The sequence below is a fragment of the Comamonas sp. JUb58 genome (assembly GCF_004364775.1).
Lineage (GTDB): Bacteria > Pseudomonadota > Gammaproteobacteria > Burkholderiales > Burkholderiaceae_C > Comamonas.
In genome coordinates this window covers 15,948-41,245 of record NZ_SOAL01000016.1, presented here as the reverse complement: position 1 = coordinate 41,245, position 25,298 = coordinate 15,948, and the positions used below count along the sequence as shown (strand labels likewise).

Sequence of the window (25,298 nt, the reverse complement as noted above, 5' to 3'; positions counted from 1 at the left end):
GCAGTGGCACCCTCCTCAGTCGCCCGCCTGCACCATCTCGCCGTTCGGGTCGGTCACCCGCATCACGGTAATGGCGGGGGCATCCTCGGCATCTCCCACAATGCCGGCGCTGGCGCCATAGAAGCCGGCCACAAAGCGGAAGGCTGGTGCGCCTGCAGGGCCGGTGCAGTGGAAGTTGTACTGGCGCAGCACTTCGGCGACACAGACATAGCCCGAGTCGGTATCGATCACCGAGGTCTCATCGCGGGTCTGGAAGCGGAAGTTCCGGCTGGGCATCGCATCCGTGGCAGACAGCAGCGCCCAGGATCCGCGCAGCGACTGGGCCGAGCCCTTGTTCAGGCCGTAGTAGAAGCGCTCGATCTGCACGGGCTCTTCACCCGGGAAGGCCAGCACCCCCACCGATTGCGCGTTGAAGTGGATCGCCGTGGTCAGACCGGCATCGGCCTTGAAGCTGGCGATGGCAGCCGGGCCACCAAAGTAGCGCCCGCCCTGGTACTGCAGCGTGGGCAGATCAGGCGTGTTGGGCTCTGGTGTGGTGGATGCGTCATGCGCGCCAGACACACTGTGGAAGGTGGCTTTGCCGTCGCTCTCGTAGTCGTAGACCGACATGAACAACAGATGGTCTTCCTGGCTCAGCGGCTTTTGCAGCTCGATGGAGATGCCGCGTCCAGGCAGGCCCCTCCGCTCGTTGCTGACCACCCAGGTGCCCGACTCTGGCAAGTAGCCTGGTGCGTAGTAGCTGGTGCGCACACTCTGGTTGTCCTGCCAGGTGTAGGCCGCACGTGCCACGCGGAAGCCCACCAGGCGCCGGTTGTCGCCACCGCCCTCTTGCATGGTACCGCTCAACTGGTCCACGCCACGCTGCATCGTCATCGTGATCAACGGACCACCGCTAGCCCCGCCACGGTTGCCCGAGCAGTTGAACACCAGACCTCGGCCACCGTAGCTGCATTGCGCCACCACATGGTCCGACAAGGTGCCGCCAAAGCCGTGGACTGTCGTCGCAACCGCTGGAGGATATGGCCAGTTCATGGCGGCAACTGCCCAGTCCTCGCTCATCGAAACCTGCTCGCTGCTGCCGATATCGGCCCACCAGCTGCGCACCGGTTGGTTGCTGCTGTTGAATTCAACCATGGCCCAGCGATCGACAAAGGCCGGGTCGGAGAAGACACCAGCGGGCGTGCCTTCGTAGTCGAAGCGCTGCATGGCCTTGGTGGGTTCGCCAGGGAACTGGATCGTGCCCGTGCTACGGCTGGTAAAGGTGATCACCACATTGCCAGGGCTACCCGCTTCATGGCCATCACGTTGCTCGCTGCCAAAGAAGCGACCGCCTTCGTAGAAGTACAGCGGAGCCGTCACCGTGTTTTCGTGCAAGGTACCCAGCGCCGTATGGAAGGTCGGTTCTCCCGTTTGGCGGTAGTTGTAGACCTGCATGAACAGCAAGCCGTCCTGGATGTCGATGCCCATGCCACGGCCAGGCTTGCCATTGCGCTCTTCGCTGATGACCCAGGTGCCGCTCTGTGGTGCGATCAAGGCGACGGGCGGCTCGGGCGGCTCGCCACCAGAGTCCGTACTCTTGGACACCTGGCGCGTATCGCTACCCGTATTGCCCGCTTCATCGGTCTGCGACGCTGTCACCGTGACCGATCCATTGGGCAAGGCAGCTACCCGCATACCAGGTGCCGTCCAGGTACCGTTGGCACAGGCCACCGTCGCAGTCACAGATCCCACGCGCACCGTCACCAGACCGTCATCGGTGGTGCAGGTACCCGCAGGGTTGTACGCGTTCCGGTTGGCGTTGTTGATGTTGGGTGCCGTGGTGATCGCGACCGCAGGCCCTTCTGCGTCCTTGACCGTGTTCAGCGAGTCGGAGATGACCGTGCCATCCACAGTTTGCGATGCCGTCACCACCACCGTGCCATCGCGCAGGCTGCTGACGTTCACGTCGCTCAAGCTCCAGGAGCCGCCGTTGCAAGCCACGGTGTTGTTGATGTCGCTGGCGCCGCCACTGTCGGTCATGGTCACCGTCACCAGGCCAGCCGCCGCGCTGCAGTTGCCCGAGACGCCACCGTAGCTGGCTTGGTTGCTGCTGTTGATGGGAGGCGCCACATTCACCGTCACGGCGGCTGCCGCGCCTTGCTTGCTGGTCAACAGGCTGCCCGACCCTGTCGTGTCGTTCAGCGTCTGCGCAGCCGTCACCAGGACCGGTCCATTCGGCAAGCCACTGACGTTCAGGCCCGAGACAGACCAGGCGTTAGCGTTGCAGGTTGCCGATGCCGGTATGGATCCGACCAGGACGGCCACGTTGCTGCCATTGACCGAGCAGGTGCCCGAGACAGCATAGGCCGCCTGGTTGGCCGGGGTGATCACAGGGGCCGAGCTCACGGTCACCGCAGGCGCGGTGCCTGCCGAGTCCTTGCTGGTCACAAAACCACCGGTGCCGGTCTGGCCACCTGCCGTTTGCGACACCGTCACCGTGATCGGTCCATTCGGCAAGCCACGGACGTCCACAGGCCCGGCGGTCCAGGTGCCGCCATTGCAGGTTGCCGAGACCGACAGCGAGCCGATCAGCACCAGCACATTGCTGTTATTGACCGAGCAACTGCCCGAGACGGTGTAGGCCGTTTCGTTGGCTGCAGTGATCGCCGGAGCCGAGGTAATCGCCACCGATGGTTTGGCACCAGCCGAATCCTTGCTGGTAACAAAGCCGCCGCTGCCCGTCTGACCGCCCGCCGTCTGCGAAGCCGTCACTGTGATAGGTCCATCAGGCAAGCCACTGACATCCACAGGCGGAGTGGCCCAGATGCCGCCGTTGCAAGTAGCGGAAACGGAGAGCGAGCCAATCAGGACCGCCACATTGCTGCCGTCGGCCGTGCAAGTACCCGAGACGGAATAGGCCGTCTGGTTGGCTTGCGTGATCGCCGGGGCCGAGCTAATGGCCACCGATGGCTTGGCACCCGCCGAATCCTTGCTGGTGATAAAGCCGCCGGTGCCCGTCTCGCCACCCGCCGTCTGCGACACCGACACGGTGACCGGGCCATCGGACAAGCCACTGACATCGATGGCCTGGGTGGCCCAGATGCCGCCATTGCACAGCGCCGTCGCAGGAATGGAGCCGATCAGCACCGTCACATTGCTGCCATTGACCGAGCAGGTGCCCGAGACGGTGTAGGCCGTCTGGTTGGCTGCCGTGATCGCAGGAGCCGAGGTAATGGCCACCGCAGGGGTGATACCTTCCACATCCTTGCTGGTCGCAAAGCCGCCCGTGCCCGTTTGGCCACCCGCCGTCAGTGACACCGACACGGAAACCGGTCCATCGGGCAAAGCGGTGACATCGATGGGCGAGATCGCCCAGATGCCGCCGTTGCACACGGCCGTTGCAGCGATGGAGCCGACCAGCACGTTGACATTAGCACCCTCGGCCGAGCAGGTGCCCGATACCGTATAGGCCGTCTGGTTGGTCAGCGTGATCGCTGGGGCCGAGGTAATGGCCACCGCAGGGGCAGCGCCTGCCGAATCCTTGCTGGTCACCAAGCTGCCCGATCCCGTTTGACCGCCAGCGCTCTGCGAGGCCATGACCGTGACCGCACCATCGGCCAGGCCGCTGACATCCACGCCCGAGGTCGCCCAGATGCCGCCATTGCACTGTGCCGTGGCTGGAATGGATCCGATCAGCACAGTCACGGTGCTGCCTTCGGCCGAGCAGGTGCCCGAGACGGTGTAGGCGCCCTGGTTCAATGCGGTGATCGCAGGTGCCGAGCTAATGGCCACCACAGGTACTGCGCCAGCGGAGTCCTTGCTGGTCGTGAAACCGCCGGAGCCCGTCTGGCCACCCACCGTGAGCGACGCCGACACAGAGACCGGCCCATTGGCCAGGCCACTGACATCGATCGCCGAGCTGGCCCAGATGCCGTTGTTGCAAACCGCCGATGCAGCGAGGCCGCCGATCAGCACATCCACGTCCGCGCCATCCGCTGAGCAGGTGCCCGAGACGGTATAGACCGACTGGTTGGCTGCCGTAATCGCTGGTGCCAAGGTGATCGCCACCGCAGGTGCGGCGCCTGCCACATCTTTGCTGGTGGTGAAGGTGCCCGTCTGGCCGCCCACCGTTTGCGTAGCCGTCACCTCAACCGGTCCATCCGCCAGACCGCTGACGTCCATGCCCTCGGTCGCCCAGATGCCGCCATTGCACAGCGCCGTGGCAGACACCGAGCCGACCTCCACAACCACATTGCTGCCGTTGGCCGAGCAGGTACCCGAGACGGAGTACGCCGACGCATTGGCTGCCGTGATGGCAGGTGCCGACGTAATGGTCACCACCGGTTGGACTGCGCCGGTAGCCTTTTTGACGTCCACACTGTCCGATCCGGACTGTCCGCCCACCGTTTGTGTAGCCGTCACGGTCACCGTTCCATCGGGCACCGTGCTGACATTCAACGCGGCGGTCGTCCAGCTGTTGCTGGTGCAGGGCACCGATGCCGACACCGATGTAGGCACTGAGCCGACCTCGACATCCACGTTGGTGCCGTTGACCGAGCAGGTGCCCGAGACGGTATAGGCCGCTTGGTTGGCTGCCGTGATCGCAGGTGCCGACGTGATGGTCACCTCAGGCTCGACTCCGCCGGTGGCCTTGTTGACGTCCACACTGTCCGACCCGGTCAGTCCGCCCGCCGTTTGCGCAGCCGTGACGGTCACCGTTCCATCGGGCACCGTGCTGACATCCAACGCGGCGGTCGTCCAGCTGTTGCTGGTGCAGGCCACCGATGCCGACACCGAGGCAGGCACCGAGCCGATCTCGACATCCACATTGGTGCCATTGACCGAGCAGGTGCCCGCGACAACATAGGCCTCTTGGTTGGTTGCCGTGATCGCAGGTGCCGACGTGATGGTCACCTCAGGCTCGACTGCGCCGGTGGTCTTGCTGGTCATCAGGCTGCCTGTTCCCTGCAGACCGCCCGCTGTTTGCGCAGCGGTCACAGTGACCGAACCATCGGCCAGGCTGCTGACATTCACGCCTTCGGCGGTCCAGGTGCCAGCCGTGCATGGCGCCGCTGCAGGCACTGAGCCAATCTGAACTGCCACGGGGGTGCCGCTGACCGAGCAACTGCCCGAGACGGTATACGAGGCCTGGTTGGTCACCGTGATGGCGGGTGCCGAGCCCACGGTCACTACAGGGACTGCGCCTGCGGTGTCCTTGAGGGTTGCCAGGCTGCCCGATCCCATCAGCTCGCCCACAGTCTGCGCTGCCGTCACAGTGACCGGTCCATCGGCCAGCGCTGTGACATTCAGGCCTGTAGCGGCCCAGGTGCCACCCGCGCATGGGGCCGTTGTAGCCACCGAGCCGACCTGAACCGCCACGGTGGTGCCGTTGACCGAGCAGCTGCCCGAGACGTTATACGCAGCCTGGTTGGCCACGGTGATGGTGGGCGCCGAGCTCACGGTCACCACGGGGGCAGCGCCTGCCGTGTCCTTGCCAACCACCAGGCTGGCGGACCCTGTCAGTTCGTCCAACAGCTGCGAGGCTGTCACCGTGACCGATCCATCAGCCAGCGCGCTGACATCGATGACCGGCGTGGTCCAGATGCCCAGGTTGCACTGCGCCGATGTGGACACCGAGCCGACCAGCACCGTCACCACCCCAGCATTGGCCGAGCAGGTACCCGAGACGGAATACGCCGACTCGTTCAATGCCGTGATCGCAGGGGCGGACGTGATGGCCACCACAGGAGCGACGCCTGCCGCGTCCTTGGCGGTCACCAAGCTGCCAGATCCCGATTGACCATTGGCGGTTTGCGAGGCGATGACCGTGACCGCCCCATCGGGCAAGGCAGTGACATCCACGGCCCCGGAGGTCCAGATGCCTGCATTGCACTGTGCGGATGCAGTGACCGAGCCGACCAGGACTGCCACGTTCGCGCCGTCCACCGAGCAGGTGCCCGAGACGGTATAGGCTGCTTGGTTCGCCGCCGTGATCGCCGGTGCCGAGGTCACGCTCACCATGGGTGTCACGCCCACTGCATCCTTGGTGGTCACCAGGCTGCCCGAGCCAGTTTGGGCACCCTGCGTTTGCGAGGCCGTCACGGTGACCGGTCCATCGTCCAAGCCACTGACATCCACGGCCGCGCTCGACCAGATGCCCGCATTGCACTGCGCCGATGCAGCTACCGTGCCGATCTCAACATCGACTGCTTCACCATTGGCCGAGCAAGTGCCCGAGACGGTGTAAGCCGTTTGGTTTGCTGCGGTGATCGCCGGTGCCGAGGTCACGCTCACGGCAGGTGCTGCGCCGGCCGTGTCCTTGCTGACCACCAGGCTGACCGTTCCCACTTGACCACCGACGTCTTGCGAGGCCTGTACGGTGATCGGTCCATCGTCCAGGCCACTGACATTGATGGGCTCAGTCGCCCAGATGCCATCGCTGCACTGTGCCGTTGCGGGCAGCGCGCCGATGAGCACGCTCACTGCTTGACCGTTGGCCGAGCAGGTGCCCGAGACGGTGTAGGTGGCTTCATTCGATGCGTTGATCGCAGGTGCCGAGGTGATGACCACCACCGGAACGATCACCGTCGTAGCCTTGGTGGTCTCCACGCTGTCCGATCCGGACAAGCTGCCTACGACTTGCTCAGCGGTTACAACGACCGGGCCATCCTCCAAAGCACTGACATTCAGTCCCGAAGCAGTCCAGGCTGTGTCGACACACATAGGAGTGGCGGCCACATCGCCGACCAAGACGGAGACGCTCGTGCCATTGGCCGAGCAAGTGCCCGAAACGGTATAGGACATCTGGTTGGCCAGCGTAATGGCGGGGGCCGATTCAATGGTCACCACAGGCGCCGTAGCGACCGCAGTCTTGTTGACCACCACACTGGCCGATCCCGAGCCACCGCTCACCGTCTGCGAAGCGGTCACCGTGACCGATCCATCCGGCAAGCTACTGACATCCAGAGGGCCAGTGGTCCAGGTGCTGCCATCGCAAGCTACCGATGCCGCGATGGAGCCGACCTGGACGGCCACATTGGTACCCGCCACCGAGCAGGTGCCCGAGACGGTATACGCCGTCTGGTTAGTGGCAGTGATATCAGGTGGCGTGGTGATATTCACCAGGGGCACGATCCCTCCCTGCTCCTTGTTGACCACCACGCTCGCCGATCCCGTCAGGCTACCCGCCGTTTGCGAGGCCATGACCGTGACCGCGCCAGCGGGCAAGCCGCTGACATCCATTCCCGGGGTTGTCCAGGTGCCGTTGGTGCAAGTGGCCGTTGCAGCGACTTGGCCGACCAGAACGGAGACATCCGTGCCGTTGACCGAGCAGCTGCCCGATACCACATAGGCAGCTTGGTTGGCGGCCGTGATCGCAGGCGCCGTCGTGAGGGTCACTGAGGGTGCAGTCCCTGCGGAGTCCTTGCTGGTCACGAAACTGCCCGATCCTGTCTGGCCGTCCGCTGTCTGCGACGCCGTCACCGTGACTGATCCATTGGGCAGGCCACTGACATCCAGCGCTGCAGCGGACCAGACACCGCCGGTGCAAGACGCCGATGCCGTTACCGATCCGACCAGAACGGCTACGTTGCTGCCCTCCACCGTGCAAGTGCCAGAGACGGTATAGGCCGACTGGTTCGCCGCCGTAATCGCTGGTGCCGAGCTGATGGCCACCACGGGCGCGGCGCCTGCGGTGTCCTTGGTGGTCACCAGGCTACCGGTACCCGTCTGGGTACCCACCGTCTGCGAAGCCGTTACCAGCACCGCTTCATCCGGCAGGCTGCTGACATCGATCGCTGCGGTGGACCAGATGCCACCGCTGCAGACCGGCTGCGGCACAACGGCGATGTCACCGATGTGTACCGTCAACCCCAGACCATTTTCCGAACAGGTGCCCGAGACGGTATAGCCCGTCTCGTTGGCCGCCGTGATGACAGGCGCCGAGGTGATGCTGACCAGGGGGGCCAGTCCCTCCGAGTCCTTGTTGATCACCAAACTGCCCGAGCCTGACAGACCTCCCACCGTTTGCGAGGCAAGGACCGAGACGGGTCCATCTGCCAACCCACTGACGTTCAAGCCTGCGGTGGACCAGATGCCGCCGCTGCATTGCGCAGTGGCAGCAACGGAGCCAACCAGAACATCAACGCCCATGCCATTGGCCGTACAGGTGCCAGAGACGGTATAGGACAACTCATTCGCCGCCGTGATCGCCGGCGCCGAGCTGATGGTCACCACAGGCGCAATCCCGGCCGCAGCCTTGCTGGTGACCAAGCTGCCCGATCCCGTTTGGCCATCGAAGCTTTGTGTGGCCGTCACGGTGACGGACCCGTCCGGCAAGCTGCTGACATCCAGGCCAGCGGTGGCCCAGGCACCTCCGTCGCACATGGCCGATGCAGAGATGGAGCCCACCAGCACCGCCACAGTGGTGCCGTTGGCCGAGCAGGTGCCGGACACGACATAGGAGGCCTGGTTGGCAGCCGTGATAGCGGGAGCCGAGGTGACGGCCACGGCGGGTGCGACCCCTGCCGTATCTTTGCTGATCACCAGCGTGCCCGATCCCGTTTGGCCATTGGTGGTTTGCGAAGCCGTCACCGTGACCGCACCATCAGGCAAGGCTTCAACATTCACCGCCGATGTGGTCCAGAGGCCGGCATCGCAGGCCGCTGTTGCAGAGACAGAGCCGATCAGGACGCTGACGTTGGTACCAGTAACCGAGCAGGTGCCCGCGACGGTATAGGCTCCTTCGTTCAAGGCCGTAATGGCCGGTGCCGAGCTGATCGTCACCACCGGTGCGACACCCGCTGTGTCCTTGGCGGTCACCAGCGTGCCCGTCCCCGTTTGTGTGCCTACCGTTTGCGAGGCGGAGACCAACACCGAGCCATCTGCCAAGCCGCTGACATCGAGGCCCGAGCTGGACCAGATGTTGCCTGTACAAGGCACAGAGGCTGCAACAGATCCCACCAGAACGGAGACATTGGTGCCATTGGCTGAGCAAGTACCCGAGACCGTATATGAGGCCTCGTTCAGCGCCGTGATGGCGGGTGCGGAGCTAATGGTCACCACGGGTGCATCTACCACCGTGTTTTTGCTGGTCACCAAGCTGCCCGATCCGGTCTGGCCGTTCGCCGTCTGTGAGGCCGTCACGGTGACCGATCCATCGGCCAGGCTGCTGACATTGATGCCTGCAGAAGACCAGATGCCGCCACTGCAGGTCGCCGTTGTAGGAAGGGAGCCGATCAGAACAGCCACGCCGGTGTTGTTAACCGAACAGGTGCCTGAGACCGTGTAAGACGCCTGGTTCGCCGGCGTGATCGTGGGAGCCGAGGTAACGGCGACAACAGGGACAGCGCCCGTCACATCCTTGCTGGTGACCAGGGTCGCGGATCCGGTTTGCGCGCCAACGGTTTGCGAAGCCATGACCGTGACCGAACCATTGGGCAAGGCACTGACATCCAGGCCCGCAGTAGACCAGCCGCCGTTGGTGCACAGCGAAGAGGTGGACACCGATCCCACCAGCACGGCCACGTTGTTGCCGTTCACCGAGCAGCTGCCCGAGACCGTATAAGCAGCCTGGTTGGCCAGCGTGATGGCGGGCGCCAAGCTGATGGTCACGACAGGAATGGCCCCGGCCGAGTCCTTCGTGGTGCCCAGGCTACCCGTACCTGTTTGGCCATTGGCGGTTTGCGTAGCCGTGACCGTGAGGGCGCCATTGAGCAAACCACTGACATCCAGACCTGCGGCGGCCCAGATATTGCCGGTACAGGGCACCGTGGCTTCGACAACGTCGATCGCAACGGATACGTTGCTGCCGTTCACCGAGCAGGTGCCCGATACGGTGTAGGAGGCCTGATTCGCTGCGGTGATCGCAGGTGCCGAAGTCACCACCACCACAGGCACAGCGCCGGTGGAATCCTTGCTGGTCAGCAGGCTGCCCGTGCCGGTCAGGTTACTGACCGTTTGCGAAGCCGTGACCGTGATGGGCCCATTGACCAGGCTGGCGACATTCAGGCCCGTCGCGGACCAGAGGCCGCCGCTGCACTGCGCTGTGGAAGTGACACCCCCGACGCCGCCGATGGTGATGGCAACACTCGCGCCATTGGCCGAGCAGGTGCCCGAGACCCCATAGGACGCCTGGTTGGCCAGGGTGATATGGGGCGCAGACACGACGGTCACGACCGGCGGTTGCAAGACCGGGGCCGTGTTCTTGGTAGTGGACTGGCTCGCCGATCTGGCCGGCCCTGCGGGGGGCTGTGATGCCGTCAGCGTCACGGGGCCATCGACCACCCCGGTGGTGTTCACCGAACCGGAATAGCTGCCCGTAGCCGAGCAAGGCAGCGACTGCGTCGCGCCTGTGGGCGAGGAGCTGATCGTCACATTGCCACTGCCAGCGCTGCAGCTTCCGCTGACGGGGATAGCCGCCTGGTTGCTGGTGGTGATCAAGGGCAGGGAACCCAAGGTGACCGTGGGCGCGCAATCGGCCATGGTGGCGGTGGAGTTGCCCACGATGACCGAAGCGCCGAGCAAGCGAATGCCCAACGCAGAGGCTACCAGCTCCACCCGCAGCGCATTGACGCTGAAGGTCTTGCCGTCTGGGCTCAGGGTTTGCTCATTGGTGTGAAGAATGACCCCCACCATGGTTCCGAGGGTGGGCACGCCAATCGTCAGGTCGACCCGGGTGTTTGCGGCAACACTTACACCCAGGAGAGATCCCGAAGCTCCCAGGATTTCTGCACTGCCCGATGGCGTCAGCACCCCATTGACGCAGGACATCTTGGCCTGCGAACTGATGGTGTCTGCGCCCAGCCCCAGCCCAGCCAGCTTGAGGGCCAAGCCGCTGACGGACGATGAGGACACAACGCTGTTTTGTGCCAGTTTGCTTTGGGTGGCGGAGTTGAGAACGCCCGTACGCACGGTCAGCAAATTACCGACGCCTGCAGCGACAGACGCATTGAGGACCGATGTGGGGGTATTGAAATCCGGTGGTGCCGTTTTTTGCCCGGTATCGGCAATCGGGACGCCAAGCCCCAAACCCACCACATCGGCGGTTACCTGCAGACCATAGGCCCGCCCGGACCCTGCCGATGCCGCCGAAGCGTTAAAACTGCAGACGAGGGCCAGGCTCGCGAGCCCCCCATACAGCAGACGGCGGAGTGTCCTCTGCGCACCAATCGGGTTCATAGCGTCTCCTTGTGCACCACGCCAAGACGCCAGGATGGGGAGAGGTCAACTCAGGCCATACCAACCGACGCGCGAGGACAGGTGCCGCTGATTACTCATACAAACACAAGCATTCACAAAGGCAACCGTACTTTGAATCTTTGGTAAAACGTAAATTAATTTATTGAAAGAACATATAAACACGACTAGTTCCGGTCAATAAGCACAGCCAGCGCCGCGCAGCTGTCCCACTGTCTGAGAAAAGCACCAAAATCTCCGCCACAACCTCAGCATGCGAACCGAACTTTCCAGTCGATGCCAGCCCTCTTTCAGAGGAGAAATTTGGGATAAGTGCTGGTTTCTGTAAGACATTCCATGGCGCCAGACTCAGACAAAAAAAACCCGCCGATGAAGGCGGGTTGGGCATATCTAGGTCGCAAAAATCAGATTCGGCAATCCATATATTCCGACAATACTGAGGGTATCGTCCTGCACAAATCCCAGGTTTTTTCCTACAGGACTAGTTACATTTAGATATGTGTTTACTGGCCGCCGCGCACCATCGACAGGATCTTGGCGGTATTCAGGCCGCTGGCGGTTTCCTGCATCTGCGCCTGGTAGCGCGACTGGAGCTGGCGGCCATCCTGCATCACATGCTGGTAGGCGTTTTTCAGCATCTCGGTCGACAGCTGGCGCCCGCCGGCGTAGTACTGGTTCGCGACATGGCCGAGCGCATAGGTGGAGGCAAAGCTCATGCCGCTGCTGACCGCCTGCTTGCCCAGGCCACCCAGCAGTCCCTTGCCCGCCTTGCCCAGCAAACCACCCAAAAGCTTGCGCCCTGCTTGCTCCAGGTACTGCGAGGTCAAGCCCACACCCAGGGCACCGAGCAGGTCCTTGATATGGCCCTTGTCCAGCTCGTAGCCATAGTTCTGCCCGATCTGGTAGACCAGCCGCATCTGCAGCGGAATGATGGCCAGGGTGGAGAGGTTCTCCGGCAGCAGCTCGATCGCACCATTGAGAATCGAGGCCTTGAGAATCTTCTGGTCCATGGCCTCCACCGACAAAGTCGAGGGGCGGCGCTCGGTCTGCGCTGGCACCAGCGGGTCTGCGGCTGCCGGATGGGGAGCGGGCTCGGTCAGCGCCAGCGGAGCCTCGGGCAAGGCGGCGTTCAACGGCGCATCGACCAGGTTGCCAGCCAGCGCCTGCGCGGGTGGCGTGGCCAAGGTGGCCGCTGCAGCCACCCCCGTCGCGGCAGCCATTGCAGGCGCGGCGCTAGGACCGGGCGCCTGCCCTGCCGTACCAAAAGCCTCGCGCAGTTGCGCCAAAAATTCCGCTTCCTTGGGGCTGGTGCTGCCATCGGCCTCGCAAACGCAAAGCGCCATCTCATAGGCGAGCTGGCGCGATTCGGTGGTCTGCAGCTGCGCCAGCACATCGCTCAGTTGCACGCGGCGCAGCAGCACATCCTGGTAGAGGTGGGGCAGGTTGATCTGCTGGTCGGCCGCCAGGCCCTCGGCCACCTGGCGGATCTGCTCGCGCTCACGCTCGTGCTTCTCGCCATCGGCGAACGAGGCAAGCAGGCACAGGGTCAAAGTGGCACGAATTTCTTCAGTCGTCATGGATCAGGGCTCCGCGTTAAAAGTGCACAAAAGAACGCACTTGGAGCCCTGGGTACTCCCTAGGTTCCGCACCCAGGCCTGCCAGCGACCACTCTGCGCTATCGTCCTACGCGATCGCGCCCACCACAGCCCACCTGCGCAATGCCCGCCTGCGCCAGCTCCTCGCGCAGCACCTGCAACGCCTGGGCCTGGTGCCGGGCATCCATCTGCGCATCGTGGTTGGCCACGCTGATGGCAGCGATGTGTGCGCTATGGGCGGTCTGGAACTCGATCGCCAGGCCCACGCCAGTGGCGCCCGAGGTGAGCAGGTTGACGCTCAGCGAATGGCCGCGTTTGCGTGTCTGGCGCACCATGTCCATCAGCCGCTCCTGGCTGATGCCGGCGGCCTCGTAGTCCAGCCGGCGGCGCTGGTAGATCTGCTCCAGCTCGGCATCGCGCAGGCTGGCGGCCAAGGCCAGGCTGGCCGTGCCCTGGCCCAGCAGGCGGATCTGGCCGGTCATCAGGCTGTGGGCATGCAGCACCGTGCTGCCTGGCTGCACATGCAGGCAGTGGGCAAAGTCGCCCACGCGGATGATCAGAAACACCGTATCGCCGGTGCGCCGGGCCACGCTCACCATCACCGGGTGGCAAACCTCAAAGATGGGCGGCTTGGCCATCGCGGCCAGGCCCGTCAGCATGGCCTCCACCCCCAGCCGGTAGCGGCCTGATTCGGCATCCTTGGCCGCATAGCCGGATTGCGCCAGCACCATCAGCAACCGCCGCGCGGTCGAGCGGTCCAGCCCCGACAGCGCCGTCAGATCCGCAATCGACAGGCCTTGCACGTGGTGGCGCGTCAGCAGCCGCAGCACCTTGACGAGGCGCGCAGGGCTCTGCGCCCCGGGAAAACCTGAGTTCATATCGTGAACATCCGTGCTGCCAGCTTTTGCCATTCCAGCGCTTCCCGTTTCATAGTTGCTTGTCACCCCGCAAGGCCCGCACAAGCTAATGCAGATTGCTGCCGGGGCCTGTCTCCCCCGTTTACCTGGAAAACCCTATGAACGCCTACCGCCCTGTACATGCCCCGCACCTTGCCCCTGTTGTCGGCAGCGCTGGCTCGCCCCGCTGGACCCAGCGCCCCGCGCAATCGAACTGGGGTGACTTTGGCCCCGATGACCAGCTCGGCCGCCTGAACTACCTGACGGCGGACAAGGTGAAGGAAGCGGCGCAGGAGATACAGACCGGTGAGCGCTTCTGCCTGAGCCTGCCGCTGGACAAGCCCGGCGGCAATGCGCTCAACCCGCGCCGCCACCCGCCCATCATCAAGCCCTCGCGCCGGCCGCTGGGCCCGGGCCTGAACTTTGCGCTCTCGCGTGAAAACCCGCTCTACACCGACGTGGTCAGCGACGACTATGCCGAGATCTACCTGCAGTACTCGACGCAATGGGATGCGCTGTCGCATGTGGGCAGCCATTTCGACATCAATGGCGATGGCGTGGACGAGCTGGTCTACTACAACGGCTTCCAGGCCGGCATCGACATCCTGGCGCCCGATGACCTGCCGGACATGGGCGGCCAGTCCCGCGCCAAGGCGCTGGGCGTGGAGCGCCTGGCCGAGCAGGCCATCCAGGGCCGGGGCGTGCTGGTCAACCTGCGCCGCCACTTTGGCGACGGCCACACCCTGGTGTCGGGCAAGATGCTCAAGGAAGTGCTAAAGGCCGATGGCATCGAGGTCAGCAAGGGCGACATCGTGGCGCTCTACACCGGCTTCAGCGAACTGCTGCTCGCCTGCGATGGCCCGCCCAAGTCCGACATGCCCGAGACCGTTGGCGCGGTGCTCGATGGGCGCGATCCCGAGCTGCAGCAGTGGATCATCGACAGCCACATCACCACCTTGGTGGCCGACAACTACGGCATCGAATCGGTGCCGGGCCGGCCGGTCGATGGCAGTTGCGCCTTTCTGCCGTTGCATGAGCTCTGCCTGTTCAAGCTCGGCATGCCGTTTGGCGAACTCTGGTACCTGCACCCGCTGGCGCAGTGGCTGGAGGCCCATGGCCGCTACCGCTTCATGCTGACCGCGCCGGCGCTGCGCCTGCCCGGTGCCGTCGGCTCGCCCGTGACCCCAGTCGCCACCGTCTGAAAGCCGCCTATGACATCCCAACCCATGGCCAGCGCGCCCAGCGGCGCGCGGGCCAACGATGTGCGCCGCCTGCTGGCACTGGGCGCCGACGACGCGCCTGCGCTGCAGTTTGGCGGCAGCACCCACAGCTATGCGCAGCTGCGCAGCCAGGTGCAGCAATGCGCCAACGGCCTGCGCCAGCAAGGCCTGGTGGCCGGCGATGTGCTGGGCCTGTGGCTGCCCAACACCCCCCACTGGCTGCTGCTGCACCTGGCCTGCGCCGAGCTGGGCATCACCAGCCTGAGCCTCAACCTCAAGCTCGGCGTCAAGGAAATCAGCAGCTTTATTGACCGCTCCGGCTGCAAGGCACTGGCCTTTGACCGCGCCACCGCGAATGCGCTTGCCGTTATGAATGGCGCTGCCGCCAGCGCAGCCAGCCTGCTGCCCGGCAACAGCCTGGAGCAGATCCTGGCGCAGCAAGGCGGCAGCCTGCAGTGCCTGATCGATGCCAGCCTGGGCCCGGCCCACAGCAACCCAGGCCAAATGCAAGTCGCTGGCTCGGCGCTGCCCATCCAGCCCTGGCAAACGCTGATGGCAGCACCCGCAACGCCCCAAAACAACAGCGCCTGCCAGGGCGACCAGACCTGCATCATCCTGTCCTCGTCAGGCACCACCAGCCAGCCCAAGCTCATCGTGCACCGCCAGTCCAGCGTGGCCCAGCATGCGCAGGATGTGGCACCTGGCTTTGGCATCGACACCAGCTGCCGCAGCCTGCTGGCCTTGCCGCTGTGCGGGGCCTTTGGCTACACCGCAGCGATGGCCACCCTGGCCGCAGGCGCCTGCCTGGTGCTGCATGAGGTGTTCGATACCGCGCGCGCCGCAGCCTGCCTGCAGCACGAGCCCATCACCCACATGTTTGGCACCAATGACATGGTCGACAAGCTGATCGCCGACCTGCCCTTGGGCTGGCAGCCGCAGGCGCTGCGCTTTTTTGGCCATGCCAACTTTGTGCCCGGGCTCGATGCGCTGCCGGCCCGCGCAGGCCAGTTCGGCATCCCGATGGTCGGCTGCTTTGGCATGAGCGAGACCTTTGCGCTGTTTGCCCACCAGGACCCGCACGCGCCCCTGCCCCGCCGCGCCCAATCGGGCGGCTTTCCGGTCTGCCCACAAGCGCGGGTGCGCGTGCGCAATCTGGAGACCGGTGCCCTCGCCGAGGCGCAAGAGCCCGGCGAGCTGGAGTTCTACAGCCCCACCCTGATGCAGCAGTACCTGCACGATGCGCAGGCCACGCAGCAGGCCTTCACCGAAGACGGCTACCTGCGCTCCGGCGATCTGGGCTACCTCAATGGCGACGGCGGCTTTACCCATATCTCGCGCCTGGGCGATGTGCTGCGCATCGGGGGATTTCTGGTCAACCCGGCCGAGATCGAGGAGTCGGTGATCGCCCTGAGCGGCGCCAGTGCCTGCCAGGTGGTGGCCGTCAATGCCTCAGGCGGCTCGCGCCCGGTGGCCTTTGTGCTGGAGCCCAGCGACAGCGCCAATGGCGGCTGGGACGAAGAGGCCATCAAGGCCCAGCTGCAGCAGCAGATTGCCCGCTACAAGGTGCCCATCCGCATCTTCCGGGTTGATACCTTTCCCTACACCATGGGGCCCAATGGCAAGAAGGTCAAACGCAATGAGCTGCGTGACCTAGCCCAGCGCCTGCTTGCCCAGGAGGCCACCGCATGAAGCAGCCATGGACCCTGGCCGAAACGCCCTTTTTTGACGCACGGCATGACGAGGTCATCGCCCGGCTCAACCGCTGGATCAGCGACAACCGCGCGCTTCTGGCTGATGAGACGCCGCAGGACCTGCAGGCCGAATGCCGCCACTGGCTGCAGAGCCTGGCCCGGCATGGCCTGCTGGAATACGCCGCACCAGCGATGGCCGATGGCATGGCGCCAGTGGTGGACCTGCGCGCCATCTGCCTGGTGCGCGAATGCCTGGGCTACTACGCGCCGCTGGCCGATTTTGTCTTCAGCATGCAGGGCATTGGCAGCGCCGCGCTTTGGCAAAAAGGCGATCCCCGTTTGGTGACGCCCTATGTGCAGGCCTGCAGCGAGGGCCGCAAGGTAGCGGCCTTTGCGCTGACCGAGCCCGATGGCGGATCGGACGTGGCCGCCACCAAGACGCGGGCCCTGCTGCAGGGCGACCACTACCTGCTCGATGGCGCCAAGTCCTATATCTCCAACGGCGGCATTGCCGACTTCTACGTTGTCATCGCCCGCACCGAAGAGGCCAAGGGCGCCAGCGGCCTGTCGGCCTTGCTGGTCGATGCCGACACCCCGGGCCTGCGCATCCACCGCAGCATCGACATCATCGCGCCCCACCCGCTGGCGGAGATCCATTTTGAGCACTGCAAGGTGCCGGCCAACCGCCTGCTGGGCCAGCCCGGCGAGGGCTTCAAGGTGGCGATGGGTGTGCTCGATATCTTCCGCAGCTCGGTAGGGGCCGCTGCGCTGGGCATGGGCCAGCGTGCGCTGGACGAGACCCTGGTGCGGGTCAGCCAGCGCCAACTCTATGGCCAGGCGATGGCCGAGATGCAGACCGTGCAGCACAAGCTGGCCGATATGGCGACGCAGCTGGAGGCCGCGCGCCTGCTTGTGCACAAGGCCGCCTGGTGCCGCGATGTGCGCCAGCGCCGCATCAGCACCGAGGCCGCCATGGCCAAGATGCAGGGCACCGAGGCCGCGTTCCAGGTGGTGGATGCGGCCGTGCAGCTCTGGGGCGGCATGGGCATCACCTGCGGCAGCGTGGTCGAGCGCCTTTACCGAGAAGTCCGCCCCATGCGCATCTACGAAGGGGCGACCGAAGTGCAAAAGACCATCATCGGTCGGCAAATTTTGAAAGGCCTGGCATGACAGACAGCAACCGCAAACCCCGCGTCCTGGTCACCGGCGCCAGCCGGGGCATTGGCCGCGCCACGATGCGCTACCTGGCCGACAAGGGCTACCAGCCTATTGGCCTGGCCCGCAGCATCCCCGCCGATGCGCGGGCCGATGAGCAGTTCATCGCCTGCGATCTGATGGACCTGGAGGGCACGCGCCAGCAGGTGGAGCAGCTGGCGGCGCAGGCCCCCTTCTACGGCCTGGTCAACAACGCCGCGCTGGCCCACACCACCGACCTGGCCCACACCAGCGTGGCCGACATGAACGAAGCCATGGCGCTGAACGTGAATGCCTGCCTGGTCTGCATGCAGGCGCTGCTGCCAGGCATGCGCCAGGCGCGCGCCGGCCGTGTCGTCAATATCTCCTCGCGCGCCGCGCTGGGCAAGCCCAACCGCACCGCCTACAGCGCCACCAAGGCCGCAGTCATCGGCATGAGCCGCACCTGGGCGCTGGAGCTGGCCACCGACCAGATCACCGTCAATGTCATCGCCCCCGGCCCCGTGGCCACCGAACTGTTCAAGACCGCCAGCCCGCCCGGCGCGCCGCAGACCCAAGCGCTGCTCGCCGCCGTGCCGCTGCAGCGGGTGTCCGAGCCTGTCGAGATCGCCCATGCGATCGACTTTCTGCTGCATCCGCTGGCCGGCTACATCACCGGCCAGACCTTGCATATCGATGGAGGACTGACGATCAGCGCCACCCGGCTATAGCGCCTCTCTCATCTCGCTTAGGACACGGCACACCACAAAAAACGGAACGGAGACAATGCCATGAACGACAAGCTTTCCCTGGAACAAGCACCGGTCAATCCCGGCAGGCGACGGTGGCTGGCACGCAGCACCGCCTGGGGCGCAGCCAGCCTGCTGGCCGGCCACCCGGCCTGGGCGCAGAGCCCCTATCCGTCGCGGCCGGTGCGGCTGGTCGTGCCCTTTGCGGCAGGGGGCGCCACCGATGTGCTGGGCCGCTTGCTGGCCAAGGCGCTGGAGCCCGGCCTGGGCCAGCCGGTGGTGGTCGACAACAAGGTCGGCGCTGCAGGCGCCATTGGCGCCAACCAGGTGGCCCATGCCGAACCCGATGGCTACAACATCCTGATGGGCGGCGTGGGCACCAATATCGTGCTCGAACACACGATGCCCGACCTGGGCTACCGCCCGCAGCGCGACTTTGCGGCGGTGGCCTCGATCTGCAATGTGGACTATGTGCTGGCGGTGGCCCAGGACAGTCCCTACCAGACCCTGGGCGAGATGCTGGCCGATGCCAAGCAGCACCCGGACAAGCTGCGCTATATGTCCACCGGGCCGCTGGGGCCCTTGCATGTGGCCTTGCAGTACCTGGGCAAGCTCAGCGGCGCGCAAATGATCCATGCGCCCTACAAGGGCGAAGCCCCGGCCCTGCCCGATCTGCTGCAGCAGCGCGTGGATGTGGGCACGATGACGGCGCTCTTTACCCGGCCGCAAGTGCAGTCGGGCAAGCTGCGCGTGCTGGCCACCTTGAGCGCGCAGCGCATGGCCTCCTGGCCCGAGATCCCCACCGTGGCCGAGCTGGGCTACCCCGGCTTTGCCGCGCCGATCTGGAACGGCTTTTTTGTGCCGCGCAAGACCGGTGCCGAGGTGGTCGACCGCCTGGGCAAGGTCACCGTGGCCCAGCTGCAGGCGCCCGAGCTGAAAAACCTGCTGGAGAAGCAAGGCGTCTCGGTCACCGCCCAGGGCCCGGCCGAGTATGAAAAATTCTTGCAGGCCGAGCGCCTGCGCTGGCAACAGATGATCCGCGAATCCCAGGTACTGACCACCGGCTGAACAGGAGACAAGAACATGGCTATCTCTCACATCCGCGCACTGCGCACTCCCCTCCAACCCCTGGGCCTGGCAGCAGCGCTGCTCTGCCTGTCGCTGGGCGCCATGGCGCAATCGGGCCCGCCGGTGCGCATCGGCCTGATCGTCGACCAGTCCGGCGTCTACTCGGCCATCACCGGCAAGGGCAGCATCACCGCCGCCCAGATGGCACTGGACGAGGCCGGCGGCCAGGTGCTGGGCCGCAAGGTGGAGCTGCTGACCTTTGACCACCAAAGCAAGGCCGACTCGGCCGCCGCCAAGGCGCGCGAATGGTACGACAACGGCGTGGACGCGATCCAGGACGTGGGCGGCTCGGCCGCTGCGCTGGCGGTGCTGAACATCGCCAAGGAGAAGGGCAAGGTGCTGGTGATGAGCGGCCCGGCCAGCGACCGCATCACCGGCGACATGTGCGGCCCCACGGTGGCACACTGGGCCTACAACTCCTATTCGCTGGCCAATGCGGTGGGCAAGGCTGCGGCCGAGAAATTCGGCAAGCAGTGGTACTTTCTGACCGCCGATTACTCCGGCGGCTATGACATCGTCAAGGCCACCACCCAGGCCATCGGCACCGTGGGCGGCAAGGTGATCGGCGAGACCCGCCACCCGCTCAATGGCTCGGATTTCTCGTCCGCCGTGGTGCAGGCCCAGGCCAGCAAGGCCGACGTGATCGGCCTGGCTAACTTTGGCAATGACCTGGTCAACTCGATCAAGGCCGCGCGCGAGTTCGGCATCACCCCCGAGAGCAAGCAAAAGCTCGCCTCGCTGCTGATGTACATCAACGATGTGCATTCGGTGGGCCTGCGCACCGCGCAGGGCATGCTGCTGTCGGAGGCCTTTTACTGGGACATGAATGACGAGACACGGGCCTTTTCGAAGAAGTACTTCGCCAAGGTCAATGCCATGCCCAATATGAGCCAGATGGGCGCCTACTCCTCGGTCAAGCACTACCTGAAGGCAGTGGAAGCCGCCGGCAGCACCGATGCCAAGGCGGTGATGGCCAAGATGCGCGAGATGCCGATCAACGATGTGTTCACCAAGAATGGGCGCCTGCGCGAGGACGGCATGATGGTGCACGACATGTACCTGTTCCAGGTCAAGTCACCGCAGGAGTCCAAGGCCCCTTGGGACTACTACAAGGTCATCAGCACGGTGCCGGCCGACAAGGCCTTCCTGCCGCTGTCTGAGTCGGCCTGCCCTCTCGTCAAGAAGTAGGCCGCCGCACCATGGCCCACAGCGAAACCCAGACTCAGCTTTTCAGCCCGTTGCAGCTGCGCGATGTCGTGCTCAAGAACCGCATCGTGGCCGCCCCCATGTGGCAGTACCAGGGCCGCCATGGCCAGGTGCAGGATTGGCATCTGATGCATCTGGGCCGCCTGGCTGCAGGCGGCAGCGGCCTGGTGTTCCAGGAAGGCACCGGCGTGGAGCGGCGTGGCTGCGGCACCCTGGGCGATATAGGCTTGTGGCAGGACGACATGGTCGCGCCCTTGCAGCGTATCGTGCAGCTGATGCGCGACTGCGGCACCACGCCGGGCATCCAGCTGATGCATGCCGGCCGCAAGGCCCGGCAGCTGACCCCTGCGCAGGGGCGGGGCGCTCTGCCCTACCAGCCGGACATCGCCGACTGGGAGGCCTGGATGCCAATGGGCCCGAGCGCCATCCCGGCCGGCAAGGGCTTGGACACGCCCTTGCCGATGTCGCTGCAAGACATTCAGCAAGTCGTGGAGGCCTTTGCCGCTGCCGCCGGCCGCGCCGCGCGCGCCGGCTACCAGGTGCTGGAGCTGCATGCCGGCCATGGTTATTTGCTGCACAGCTTTTTGTCGCCGCTGGCCAACCAGCGCGGCGATGCCTGGGGTGGCAGTTTTGACAACCGCTGCCGGTTGCTGCTAAACGTAGTCGAAGCGGTGCGCGCGGTATGGCCAGCGGGCCTGCCGCTGTTGGTCCGGCTGTCCTGCACCGATGGCGCGCCCGGCGGCTGGACATTGGAAGACAGCATCGCGCTGGTCCAGCGCCTGCTGCCGCTGGGCGTCGATGTGATCGACTGCTCCTCGGGCGGCATTGCCGGCTCGCCCTTGCGCGGTGGCCAGTCTGCCACCTATGGCTACCAGGTGGAACTGGCCTCGGCCATCAAGGCCGCCACCGGCGCCTGCACGATGGCCGTGGGCCTGATCGTGCATGCGCAGCAGGCCGAGGCGATTTTGCGCAACGGCCAGGCGGACCTGGTCGCCCTGGCGCGCGAGCTGATCTACAACCCCAACTGGCCGATGGATGCCGCGCAAAAGCTGCAGGATGCGCAGGACTTCCAGATGCTGACCAGGAACGAGGCGTTCTGGCTGGAGCGGCGCAAGGCCACCACACCGGACCTGCAGCCCTCCACCTTTGTGCGCTGAGCGGATCCACGGCGCCTGGCTGCGCAATGCCACAATGCGGCGATGCGCATAACGCCCATCGCCCTCGCCCTTGCCTTGCTGGCCGTGCTGGCCAGCACTGGCTGCCAGCAAATCCCCTATGTGCCCTTGCCGGCCCCGCCCACCGGCATCCGCTATGAGCCGGGTGCCAACAGCGTCGGCATTGCGCGCATGTCCGAAGCCGAACTGCTGCGCCAAAAGCGCCTGGCGCAAGGGGGCGACAAGCGCGCGGCCTTCAATGTCTACCAGCACCTGCGTTCGGTGGAAAACGACGACGCCCAGGCACGTGACTGGCTGATTCTGGCGGCCGACCTGGGCCATGCCTCGGCGCAGTTCAACCTGGCCCAGATCGGTATCTACGAGCATGACAGTGCCAGCGCGCTGTACTGGGCCCAGCGGGCCAAGGCCTCGGGCTACCCGAATGCGGCCGAACTGGTGCGGTCTTTGGAGAACCCTGACTAGCCCGTCAGCGCACCGCTGGTGGCAGGCGCGCCAGCTCGGCGGTTAGTGCGCGCACATCGGCCAGCGCACGGGTCTTGTCGGCCGGTGCTGCGCTGCCGCCCGACCCACCCAATGCCTGGGAGAAGCCCTGCAGCACCTGCTGGGCCTTTTTCAACTCGGTCTCCAGGATCAGGCGGCGCTCGTCCTGGCTAAAATCAGCGCGCTCACGCGGGCGTGTTGCAGGCGACGGGGTATGCGTTGCGGCCGGTGAAGATGCTGCCGTGCGCAGCGTGCGGCGTGCGGGCGGCGCAACTGCGGCCTTGCAGCCGGGTCCGGCGGCAGCGGCACCGCCAAGGAGGTATTCCACGCCATCGTCCTTGCACACCGTCTGCGCCCGCGCCGGCTCAGCGCCCAGCGCGGCCGACAGCAGCAGCGCGGCCGCTGCGGCCAGTGGCCCATCAAGGCGCCGCATCGAATGGATTGGGAACATTCTCCACCCCCATCGGATTGGTCCAGATCGCAGGGCAGAAGGCATTGCGCAGGCCCACGACATCCTTGAGGCCGTCCATGGCCGCATTGCCCACATGGGCGGTCACCCACTGCGCACCGTTGCGGATATTGCCGACCAGGTCGGGCACCAGGGTGGCGTAGTCACCCAGGCCGCTGTTGCCGTCGGCCACCTCCCATTTGAAACTGGCATTGAGGTCCGAGGTATCGCGGGCCGGCCCAAAGGAATAGAAGGGATGCCAGTACAGCGAGGACTGCATGCCGACCGAGGCCTCCTGCGTCAGCGGAAAGCGGTCGCTCGCCAGAAAGAAGGCATCAATAGCCGAGAGGTCGGTGGCCTCGGCGCTGAGCACATCGTCGCCCGTGGTCAGCACCGAGCCGATGTGCTTGGAGACATAGCGGTAGCCCTGCATGGCCTTGATGATGATGGGCCCGGCAATCGGCACGCTGAGCTTGTAGCCATAGTGCACGCGCAGGTGCAGGATATTGGTCTCGCCCAAGGTCTTGTTGGAGACGGCACCGCGCAGCCGCGTGTCTTCCAGGTTCGGCGTGTCGCCGTTGTAGGTGTCGGTCGCGCCGGTGCGGGCATCGCGCTCATAGGGCAGCGGCTTGCGGTAGCGCAGGCTGTCGTTGGGGATGCGTACAATGCCGCGCGATTCGCCATAGTTCTCCACCATGGCCCAGTCCAAAAAGGTGTTCTGCGTGGGGTTGACGTACTCGATGCAGCTGCCCTGGATCAGATCGGTATTGGTATTGATCCAGCCCTTGAGCAGGCCCGACACACTCGCATCCGACACATAGAGTGGCATCATGCCCCGCACAAAGCCTTGCCAGACGCTGCCCTTGGTGAGCGCGGATTTGACATTGCCCAAGCTCACATCGGCCAGCATGCCCTTCTTGGCCAGCGGAATGCGCAGGTCATAGGGCAGCGGCAGCGCGTTGTTGAGCGAGCCGACGCGTGCCGCCTCGTTCGCGGCGTACTGCAGGGTCAGCCTGGCGCGGTAGATCAGCGCAAACTGGATCAGCGACAGCGTGAACACCAGCACCACCGGCAGCGCGATCAAGGTCTCCGTCATCGACACGCCGCGCTGCTGGGCGCCGCTTGGTTTTATCTTGCGCATTTCAAGCCCTTTCAACACAGTTGCAGCCGCTGGCCCGGTGCCAGCCCCAGGCGCGCTGCCTCGCCACTGCGCAGCTCCAGCACCCGTTGTGCGCCCCGGCACCAGGCCATGCGCCAGGGCGCCAGGCCGGCGCTGATGCGCAGCACCTGCTGCTGCGCATCGACAAACACCACATCGATCGCATAGCGCATGAAGCAGGTGTGCACGGCCGCGCAGCGGTCGAACGCCAGCGCCTCGCCGCTGGCGGGCGGTGGGCGAAAGATCAGCCCAAAGGCACGCTCGGTAAAGCGCTGGGCGAGCTGGACTTTGAGTGCGGGCATACCAAGCGCCTTCATTTCAAGGTTTGGTACATCTGCACCGCGAGTGGAAAAAAGATCACCATGAAGGTGACCGGAAAGATAAAGATCACCAGCGGGCCAAGCATCTTCACGGGCGCTTCCATCGCCAGCTTTTCGGCGTGCTGAAAGCGCTCGGTGCGGCGCTGCTCGGAGATGGCGACCAGGGTATCGGTAACGCTGGCACCCAGCGATTCGGCCTGGGTCAGGTTGGAGACCAGGCCGCGCACATGCTTGTTGTCCATGCGCTCGGCCATGGCGTTGAAGGCATCCATACGGCTCATGCCGGTGCGCATTTCGCGCAGTAGGCGCTCCAGCTCTTCGTGCATCGCGCCACGCGGGCCCTTTTGCACCGCCTGCGAGATCGCCGCCGTCAAGCCCAGGCCCGCCTGGCAACACAAGGTGATCAGGTCGAGGTAACCGGGCAAGGTGCGCAGCACTTCCTTGTCGCGGCGTTTCTTGCGGTCATTGACCCAGATGGCCGGCAGCATCCAGCCCAGCAGCAGGCCCGCCAGGCAGGCCAGGCGCACCCACTGCCCATCGATCTTCAGCGCCATCGTGGCGCCCGTAAAGGCCAGCCCCACCAACGCCATCGAGATCACACGCACGGCGATGATCTCCTCAGCCTTCAGCACATACTCCAGGCCGGCCAACTGCAGCTTGCGCTTCCAGCGCAACAGGCTGGAGGTGGGCGCAATCTCCGAGACATGGAACTGCAGCACGTTGACGGCCGGCCAGATGAGCCGGATGCCCCAGGGCAGCGGGTCCATGTGCTCGCGCACCGATGGCCGGGCCTTGCGCACGATGGCCACAAAGTACAGCAAGATAATGGCCGCCATCACAGCGGACAAAAAGATGGCGGCAAGCAGAATGGCGTTTTTCATGG

Annotated in this window: 15 protein-coding genes; 8 read left to right on the top strand and 7 right to left on the bottom strand. The window is 65.1% G+C overall.

Annotation, left to right across the window (positions count from 1 at the left end):
* Positions 1-15 precede the first annotated feature (15 nt).
* The 3 genes from EDF71_RS17320 to EDF71_RS17310 form a co-directional block, all read right to left on the bottom strand.
* Positions 16-11,157 (bottom strand): hypothetical protein, encoded by an 11,142-nt coding sequence (locus EDF71_RS17320; protein ID WP_133857810.1) that lies wholly within the window; start codon positions 11,155-11,157, stop codon positions 16-18.
* A gap of 521 nt (positions 11,158-11,678) precedes the next feature.
* On the bottom strand, positions 11,679-12,752 hold the full coding sequence (locus EDF71_RS17315) for a TerB family tellurite resistance protein (protein WP_133857809.1): 1,074 nt from the start codon (positions 12,750-12,752) through the stop codon (positions 11,679-11,681).
* Positions 12,753-12,850: 98 nt separating this feature from the next.
* Positions 12,851-13,648: an IclR family transcriptional regulator gene (locus EDF71_RS17310; RefSeq protein WP_133857808.1), complete on the bottom strand. Its 798-nt coding sequence runs from the start codon at positions 13,646-13,648 to the stop codon at positions 12,851-12,853.
* Between the two features lie 137 nt (positions 13,649-13,785).
* Between EDF71_RS17310 and EDF71_RS17305 the strand changes: the two genes are divergently transcribed.
* From EDF71_RS17305 to EDF71_RS17270, 8 genes are read left to right on the top strand one after another with little or no spacing between them, the layout of a single operon-like run.
* A complete protein-coding gene (locus EDF71_RS17305; protein ID WP_133857807.1) occupies positions 13,786-14,868 on the top strand; it encodes a cyclase family protein in 1,083 nt (360 codons plus the stop codon).
* A gap of 9 nt (positions 14,869-14,877) precedes the next feature.
* Positions 14,878-16,575, top strand: a complete 1,698-nt coding sequence (locus EDF71_RS17300) for an AMP-binding protein (RefSeq protein ID WP_133857806.1) — start codon at positions 14,878-14,880, stop codon at positions 16,573-16,575.
* Positions 16,572-17,747, top strand: a complete 1,176-nt coding sequence (locus EDF71_RS17295) for an acyl-CoA dehydrogenase (protein ID WP_133857805.1) — start codon at positions 16,572-16,574, stop codon at positions 17,745-17,747. The genes EDF71_RS17300 and EDF71_RS17295 overlap by 4 nt, the downstream gene beginning before the upstream one ends.
* Positions 17,744-18,481 (top strand): SDR family oxidoreductase, encoded by a 738-nt coding sequence (locus tag EDF71_RS17290; RefSeq protein WP_133857804.1) that lies wholly within the window; start codon positions 17,744-17,746, stop codon positions 18,479-18,481. Before EDF71_RS17295 ends, EDF71_RS17290 begins: the two co-directional genes overlap by 4 nt.
* A gap of 60 nt (positions 18,482-18,541) precedes the next feature.
* Complete coding sequence (locus EDF71_RS17285) at positions 18,542-19,567, top strand: tripartite tricarboxylate transporter substrate binding protein (protein ID WP_133857803.1); 1,026 nt, start codon at positions 18,542-18,544, stop codon at positions 19,565-19,567.
* A 15-nt stretch (positions 19,568-19,582) separates the two neighbouring features.
* Positions 19,583-20,815, top strand: a complete 1,233-nt coding sequence (locus EDF71_RS17280; RefSeq protein WP_133857802.1) for an ABC transporter substrate-binding protein — start codon at positions 19,583-19,585, stop codon at positions 20,813-20,815.
* Between the two features lie 11 nt (positions 20,816-20,826).
* A complete protein-coding gene (locus EDF71_RS17275; protein ID WP_133857801.1) occupies positions 20,827-21,990 on the top strand; it encodes an NADH:flavin oxidoreductase/NADH oxidase in 1,164 nt (387 codons plus the stop codon).
* 42 nt (positions 21,991-22,032) lie between these two features.
* A complete protein-coding gene (locus tag EDF71_RS17270; RefSeq protein ID WP_133857800.1) occupies positions 22,033-22,470 on the top strand; it encodes a sel1 repeat family protein in 438 nt (145 codons plus the stop codon).
* 4 nt (positions 22,471-22,474) lie between these two features.
* On the opposite strand, the gene EDF71_RS17265 is transcribed toward EDF71_RS17270, so the two are convergent.
* Genes EDF71_RS17265 through EDF71_RS17250 form a run of 4 tightly spaced genes read right to left on the bottom strand, consistent with a single transcriptional unit; the run spans position 22,475 to position 25,296 of the window.
* Positions 22,475-22,939: a hypothetical protein gene (locus EDF71_RS17265; RefSeq protein ID WP_166656571.1), complete on the bottom strand. Its 465-nt coding sequence runs from the start codon at positions 22,937-22,939 to the stop codon at positions 22,475-22,477.
* Complete coding sequence (locus tag EDF71_RS17260; RefSeq protein WP_133857798.1) at positions 22,908-24,077, bottom strand: TadE family protein; 1,170 nt, start codon at positions 24,075-24,077, stop codon at positions 22,908-22,910. Before EDF71_RS17260 ends, EDF71_RS17265 begins: the two co-directional genes overlap by 32 nt.
* Before the next feature lie 11 nt (positions 24,078-24,088).
* Positions 24,089-24,397, bottom strand: a complete 309-nt coding sequence (locus tag EDF71_RS17255) for a DUF192 domain-containing protein (protein ID WP_133857797.1) — start codon at positions 24,395-24,397, stop codon at positions 24,089-24,091.
* Positions 24,398-24,408: 11 nt separating this feature from the next.
* Positions 24,409-25,296 carry a type II secretion system F family protein gene (locus tag EDF71_RS17250; protein ID WP_133857796.1) on the bottom strand — a complete coding sequence of 296 codons (888 nt, stop codon included), beginning with the start codon at positions 25,294-25,296 and terminating at the stop codon, positions 24,409-24,411.
* Positions 25,297-25,298: the final 2 nt, after the last annotated feature.